This is a genomic window from Cellulomonas bogoriensis 69B4 = DSM 16987, from assembly GCF_000767165.1.
GTDB lineage: Bacteria > Actinomycetota > Actinomycetes > Actinomycetales > Cellulomonadaceae > Actinotalea > Actinotalea bogoriensis.
On record NZ_AXCZ01000258.1, the window covers coordinates 1 to 2,593 of the forward strand.

General features: G+C 75.4%; 3 protein-coding genes and 1 riboswitch. Of the genes, 2 read left to right on the top strand and 1 reads right to left on the bottom strand.

Translation table 11 applies throughout. The features are described 5' to 3' along the window. Together purN and purH are read left to right on the top strand one after the other, a co-directional pair. Positions 1-258, top strand: a 258-nt coding sequence (purN, locus tag N869_RS14270) for a phosphoribosylglycinamide formyltransferase (RefSeq protein WP_035062690.1), incomplete at its 5' end; no start/stop codon positions are given. Between the two features lie 25 nt (positions 259-283). Continuing rightward, positions 284-371: riboswitch (ZMP/ZTP riboswitch) on the top strand. A 79-nt stretch (positions 372-450) separates the two neighbouring features. After that, positions 451-2,076 (top strand): bifunctional phosphoribosylaminoimidazolecarboxamide formyltransferase/IMP cyclohydrolase, encoded by a 1,626-nt coding sequence (gene purH / locus N869_RS14275; RefSeq protein WP_052105610.1) that lies wholly within the window; start codon positions 451-453, stop codon positions 2,074-2,076. Positions 2,077-2,110: 34 nt separating this feature from the next. On the opposite strand, the gene N869_RS14280 is transcribed toward purH, so the two are convergent. Then, the coding region (locus N869_RS14280) for an oxidoreductase C-terminal domain-containing protein (RefSeq protein WP_035062692.1) at positions 2,111-2,593 on the bottom strand (483 nt) is incomplete at its 5' end.

The window sequence follows — 2,593 nt, forward strand, 5'->3', positions numbered from 1 at the left end:
TTCCCCGGGGCGCACGGGGTGCGGGACGCGCTGGCGCACGGGGTGCGGGTCACCGGGTGCACGGTGCACCTGGTGGACTCCGGCGTGGACACCGGCCCGATCCTGGCCCAGCGTGCGGTCGAGGTGCTGGACGGTGACGACGAGGCGACCCTCCACGAGCGCATCAAGGTCGTGGAGCGGGCGCTGCTGGTGGACGTGGTGGGGCGGGTCGTGCGCGACGGGGTGCGCGTCGAGGGGCGTCGGGCCACGATCGGCTGACCGCCGGCCCTGTCGGGGTAGCATCGTGCCCGGCCGTGACTGGCGTAGGTGGAACCGACCACCGGGGAGCGGCCGTTCCTCCCTGCAGCGCACCGCCCGCCTGGGTGCCTGGGCCTTGACGCGCGTGGCCGTACGGCGACGCGTCGACCGAGCCGACCCGGGCCCGAGGGCCCCGTCCCCTGGAGCGAGCGCATGACGCACGACCTGCCGACCCTTCCCGACGTCGAGGACCCGGGTGCGGAGCAGACCCGACGCCCGGTCCGCCGGGCCCTGCTGAGCGTGTACGACAAGGCCGGGCTCGTCGAGCTGGCCACCACGTTGCACGCCGCGGGGGTGGAGCTGGTCTCGACCGGGTCGACCGCGGCCCGGATCGCCGACGCGGGCGTGCCGGTCACCCCCGTGGAGGACCTCACCGGGTTCCCCGAGTGCCTGGACGGCCGGGTCAAGACCCTGCACCCGCGCGTCCACGCCGGGATCCTGGCCGACACCCGCAGGCCCGACCACCTCGACCAGCTGCAGGACCTGGGCGTCGCGGCCTTCGAGCTGGTCGTGGTGAACCTGTACCCGTTCGCGGCGACCGTCGCCTCGGGGGCCTCGCCCGACGAGTGCGTCGAGCAGATCGACATCGGTGGGCCGTCGATGGTGCGGGCCGCCGCGAAGAACCACCCGAGCGTGGCGGTCGTCGTGGACCCCGCACGCTACGCCGACGTCCTGGCGGCGGTCGCCTCAGGTGGCTTCACGCTCGCCGAGCGGCGCTCGCTGGCGGCGCAGGCGTTCCAGCACACCGCGTCCTACGACGTGGCGGTGGCCACCTGGATCGGTGCCACCCTCGCCCCGGGGGCCGAGGGCGAGCCGCCCGCGTGGCGGGGTGCGACGTGGGAGCGGTCGGCCGTGCTGCGGTACGGGGAGAACCCGCACCAGCGTGCCGCGCTCTACACCGGCGACCAGGGGATCGGTCTGGCCCGTGCGGTGCAGCTGCACGGCAAGGCGATGAGCTACAACAACTACGTCGACGCGGACGCGGCCTGGCGGGCGGCCCACGACCACGACGAGCCGGCGGTCGCGATCATCAAGCACGCCAACCCCTGCGGGATCGCGGTGGGCGCCGACGTCGCGCAGGCCCACGCCCGGGCCCACGCGTGCGACCCGGTGTCGGCGTTCGGCGGGGTGATCGCGACCAACCGGCCCCTGACCCGGGCGGCGGCCGAGCAGATCGCGCCGGTCTTCACCGAGGTGGTCCTCGCACCGGCGTTCGACGACGACGCGCTCGAGGTGCTGCAGGCCAAGAAGAACATCCGGCTGCTGCTGGTCGACGGGGCGCCGGACGAGCCGGTCGAGACCCGGCCCGTCTCCGGCGGTCTGCTGGTGCAGACGGTGGACCGGGTCGACGCGGTGGTCGACGGCGGCGGGGACGCCCCCTCGACGTGGACGCTCGCCGCCGGGGACCCCGTCGACGAGCAGACCCTCGCCGACCTCGCCTTCGCGTGGCGGGCGGTCAGGGCGGTCAAGTCCAACGCGATCCTCCTGGCCTCCCAGGGAGCGGCTGTGGGCATCGGAATGGGTCAGGTCAACAGGGTCGACTCGTGCCGGTTGGCGGTGGAGCGCGCCAACACCGGCGGTGAGGAGCGCGCCCGGGGCTCGGTCGCGGCGTCCGACGCGTTCTTCCCCTTCGCCGACGGCCTGCAGGTGCTGCTGGACGCCGGTGTGCGTGCGGTCGTCCAGCCCGGTGGGTCGGTCCGTGACGAGGAGGTCCTGGAGGCCGCCCGCGCGGCCGGGGTCAGCCTCTACCTCACCGGGACCCGCCACTTCGCCCACTGAGGTCCCCGGGTGGGCGGCCGGCGGCCCCGGCCGCTCACCTCAGCGGGACGTCGGGGTCGGTCACGTCCCCGCGCGGCACCCGCGGCAGGTCCGGACCGGTGAACAGCCGACGGGCCGCGGCCACGTCCCGGGGCCGGTCGACGGTGAGCACGGCCGACAGGGCGTCGTCGGCGGTGAACCACAGGGCGGTGAAGGCACCGGTCGGGTCGCCCCGCAGCACCACCTCGTGCTCCGGTGAGGGCAGCCCGTAGCAGGTGACGTGGTGCCCGAGCTGGGTGGAGAACACGTACGGGGCCGGGTCGGGCGGGACGCTCGTGGCGCACGACCCGGGGTCGAGCAACGTCCGGACGGCGGTCGTGGGGCCGCGCAGGGCCGCGTCCCAGTGCCCCCCGGGCACCCAGCCGTGCCGTGCGGACCGGCGGGTCGCGAGGTCACCGACGGCGACGACGTGGGGGAGGGGGCCGGTGGCGCCCAGCACCCGATGGTGGGCGTCGACGGCGACGGTGCCGTCAGGTCG